Annotated in this window: 3 protein-coding genes; all 3 read right to left on the reverse strand. The window is 58.0% G+C overall.

What is annotated here, in order from left to right; genetic code table 11:
* Window positions 1–365 precede the first annotated feature (365 nt).
* Genes CJ255_RS21270 through CJ255_RS21280 form a run of 3 tightly spaced genes read right to left on the reverse strand, consistent with a single transcriptional unit; the run spans window position 366 to window position 4,072 of the window.
* Entirely contained in the window at window positions 366–1,541 is a 1,176-nt protein-coding gene (locus CJ255_RS21270) for a gluconeogenesis factor YvcK family protein (protein ID WP_097646084.1), read from the reverse strand.
* A gap of 6 nt (window positions 1,542–1,547) precedes the next feature.
* Window positions 1,548–2,696: a phosphohexomutase domain-containing protein gene (locus CJ255_RS21275; RefSeq protein ID WP_097646085.1), complete on the reverse strand. Its 1,149-nt coding sequence runs from the start codon at window positions 2,694–2,696 to the stop codon at window positions 1,548–1,550.
* Window positions 2,693–4,072 carry a phosphomannomutase/phosphoglucomutase gene (locus tag CJ255_RS21280; protein WP_097646086.1) on the reverse strand — a complete coding sequence of 460 codons (1,380 nt, stop codon included), beginning with the start codon at window positions 4,070–4,072 and terminating at the stop codon, window positions 2,693–2,695. The genes CJ255_RS21275 and CJ255_RS21280 overlap by 4 nt, the downstream gene beginning before the upstream one ends.
* Window positions 4,073–4,210: the final 138 nt, after the last annotated feature.

The raw sequence follows: 4,210 nt of genomic DNA on the forward strand, positions 1-4,210 counted from the left end.
TCCTTAGACATGGTTTCAGAAACGGCCTTTCAGCTTTACAGTTGGAGTGCCGACTTTAGTCGGCATCCCATGGCAATCTACGACCCCAGCCGACTAAAGTCGGCACTCCATCGGAGACCAAACTGTAAAGTAACTATGAACCATGTCTTAGGGCAGGAAATAATAGAGTTTTTGCAGAGATGCAGAGGATTGAACCACAGAGACACAGAGAACACAGAGATAAGGTGCGGAATGGTAATCATCATGGATTGGTACTCCGTCTGTTATCATACTCTGTGCCCTCGGTGTCTCTGTGGTTCAATCCTCGGTACCTCTTCTTGTTGGTGTTTTGAAACCCTTATTCAAAAAACTCTCTACCTAGAGCCTTATGGCTTGCGTAGCAACTCAAGGATGGCCCGGCTCAACTTTTGGCTATCGTGGCGCAACACGCGGGCGGCGCGGCTCTCGCTGGGGTTGGTGAGCGAAGCGGTGTATTGAATGACGGACGAAGCCAGATCGGCCTCAAGCACCATGGCCCCTTCGATCATAACCCCACGGTGCGAACCAGGATCAGAGCGGAGCAGTGCTGTCTCTTCATACTCCTCTGGGCTTAGGTAGACCGGCAACTGATGGGCCGCAGCGTAGAGCCGCGTTACCTCTGGATCGATGCGTTGGGCATTGACCAACACGTAAGTTGGTGTGAAACCGCCATACTGCTTGATGGCACGAATATGATCGGCAACACTAAACCCAGTTGTACGCCCAGGTTCGGTCATAAGGTTGCAGACATAGATGGTACGCGCGCGACTGGCAATAATAGCAGCCCGCAGTTCGGGAATGAGCAGGTTGGGCAGAATACTCTCAAAGAGACTACCCGGCCCCAGGATGATCGCATCAGCATCACGGATCGTCTCGGCAGCCAAGCGGGTTAGGGGCGGATTCTCCGGCCCATCAAGGCTCATGTGGGCGACATGGCGCGGCGCGATCTGCGGGTCAAGCGCGAGGTGGCGCACATCTACGTTGTTGCCATCGTCCAACTTGGCCACCACCTGGATCGGTTCGGGGGTGGGCACCACATAGTAGACATTCCGCAGATTGAAGAGGGCCGATGCGCGATAGTAGTACTCTACATGATCCTGCACTGGCACGATGCAGGTCATACGCTGCACCTGTTCCCCAATCGCACTCAGTACCAGCAGACCGGGCCCGCCTGAAATCACCGCCACACTGGGTGGTACCTCGCGGCGGTAGCCCAAGACGAGTTCATCGTCTCCCTGGGCTTCGGTTGTTCGCAGCTTGACAATAACCACATCACTCAAGCGCCAGATACCGGCAACGAGGGTACCCACGCCAGTCACAATCAGCAGAAAACCGCGCACGGGGCGCGGTAAGAATTGGAGCGTGAGAATCTCAAAGAAGAGCGGCAAACCCTCAACGGTGCGGTAGACATGGATGAAAAGGTAGGCCACACCAAGCGAAAGGAGTACCACGCCCACAAAGGTGAGCACAAGTGGGGTTGTGAGCATGCGGAGCGAAGCGAGGCGGCGGGCTATTGAGCGCATGCAGAATTATCCTCCAACTTTCGTAAGTTGTTCACGCTGGGCCTCAACGAGGGTACGCAGGCTACCACCGCTACGGGCTACCAGTTCAGCACAGAGCAAGCCCGCAAGAATGGCGTCGGGGTAGAGGGCGTAACGGCCAACAATCAGTTGCCCATTGGGTGTTGCCCCAATGATTGGTGGGTTGCGCTCGTGGAAGATCATTTGGTGGAGGCGCTGCGCCGGGTCGTTGAGCCCTTCGATCCGCAAGCCGGTGTTTTCTTCCCATGCGCCGATGCGCGGCAGGCCAGCCACAGGTGAATCGGCGGCGGGCGCAGGTACCACAAGAGGCCCGCGCTGGCGGTACTGGCGCACGAGGTAGGCGGCAAGCAGCAACGCCGTCTCAGCGGGATCAAGTTGTTCGCCGTGCTTATCCACCAACGCCAGCGCGGTACCATCAGCCGAGATGGCTAAACCGAGGTGAGAATCGCTTTCACGCACCAACTTCTTCAGGCGCACCAAGCTACTAGCAAAGGGATCGGGCGCACTGCGCCCAAAGAGCGGATCGGGGTCGCGGTTGATCTCAATCGCACGGGTCTGGCCGCCTTCACCCAGCAGTGTAGGCAGCATCCCCGCCGTGGTGCCATTCATCGCATCAACGAAGATAGTGAGCGAATTGCGCCGCACTACATCAAGATCAACAATGCTTTGCAACGCATCAAGGTAAGGCCCACGCAGATCGCGTGTAGAGTCGGGGTTGGGCTCACCGGAGAGCGGGAAGGGCTGGGGCGGCGGCGCTTCGCTATGGGGATCAAGCGCAAGGCCACTAGGATCATTGCAGATCAAGGCCAAGCCATTATAGATATAGGACTGATTACAGGCCGAGACATAGAGCGCACAATCGGCCACTCGTTGATCAAGGGCGTGGTGAACCGCCGGCAGGGGAGTTGGCGCAGCGGCAAGTGCCACACGCACGCCATAGGAGCGCAGCACCGCCTCGACATCGCGGGCAAAGAGCGCACCCATAAAGCGCGTATCGTAAGCCACCAAGCAGCTCATGCCACGACTCACCAAACCGACGGCGAGCGTTGCCGTGCGCCGTCGGATTTGGTCGAGCGTGAAGCCTTCGGCATAGATCGCCTGCCAGGCTAGTGCATAGGGGCGGTAGGGAACGATCATAGGCGTTTACGGAACTCCTCGACAGTTCCCATCATCAGATTACGGATAGCTTGAGCACGTTCCATCGTTTGGGCCTCGAAACGGTTGGTCAGGGCCGGTTCGGTATTGGAGGCGCGCAAAAGGCCCCATCCATCGCCAAAATCTACGCGCACGCCATCAATGTCGGTCACCTGATAGTTGGCCTGAAAGACATCGCGGACATGTTCGATCAGCGGAAACTTGAGTTCTTCCGGGCAAGGGACACGTCCCTCGTCAATTGAGGCGGGCGTGGGGTAGGGAGCCAGCAACTCGCGCAGGGTCGTCCCCAATTGGCTCAATGTATAGAGCAGATAGGCCCCGGCAAAGGCTCCATCGTCGAAGTAGTGGCCGGGCGCGGGAATGATCGTGTGGCCACTCAATTCCCCCCCAATCACCGCATCAACCTCACGCATTTTGGCCGAAAGATTGGTGTAGCCCGTCTTCCACATGATCGGCTCGCCGCCCAGGGCGCGGATCGCTTCGGGCAGCACCGCACTACACTTCACATCAAAGATCACCGGCCCTTTGCGCCGAGCCAGCGCGTAGGTTGCCATCGCAATCAGGTAGCGGTCGGCAAAGACAATCGTCCCATCGCTATCCACGATCCCGAGGCGATCCCCATCACCATCAAGCCCAATGCCCATCGTTGCACCGTGGTGCTGCACCGCAGCAATCAGGTGCTGTAAATTCTCGGCCTTGAGCGGGTCAGGGTGATGATTGGGAAAGGTGCCATCGGGTTCAATGAAGAGCGGCTCTACCTCCAAACCAAGCGCCCGATAGCTCGCCAGCGCCAGAGGGCCAGCCACACCATTGCCTCCATCAAGCACCACCTTGGGAGCCGGGCCGCTAAAGGCCAGCAGGCTGGTGACATTGGCAATATAGGCTTGGCTAATATCGTAGAGATTGAGCGAACCATTGCCGGTTTCAAAGTTTCCGGCTAGAGCCACGCGCCCCACCTCCTGGATCAACTCCGAGGGGGCCGGTTCACTCCCAAACGTCGGATGGCTCAACCGCAGCTTCAGCCCATTAAACTCAGGCGGATTGTGGCTGGCCGTCACGATTGCGCCGCCATCAGCATTGAGCTGTTCAACGGCGAAATACATCACTGGCGTCGAAACCTCGCCAATATCCACCACCGCGCAACCTGTAGCCTGAAGCCCGGCAATCAGCGCTGCCTGGAAAATGGGCGAACTGAGGCGTGCATCACGGGCGACCACCACCATCTGGCCGCCACGGGCACGAATGATCGTCCCCACTGCTTGACCAAGCAGCGTATAGATCGCCTCATCAAGATCAACACCGACTAGGCCACGAATATCGTAGGCCCGAAAAATCGTAGGATTCAAAGAAAGGCCCATGGCATGCTCCTTGGGCAAGCGTATGTGCAAGGATCGTAACGTAAAGCCCCATTTCCGTCAAGAGACTGTTGCATAATCCCCCCACTGCCCGTCTCGCGGCGGTTCGGCGGCGGCGTGCGCGGGCGGTGGCCGCGGCCA

Source organism: Candidatus Viridilinea mediisalina (genome assembly GCF_002532535.1).
Lineage (GTDB): Bacteria > Chloroflexota > Chloroflexia > Chloroflexales > Chloroflexaceae > Viridilinea > Viridilinea mediisalina.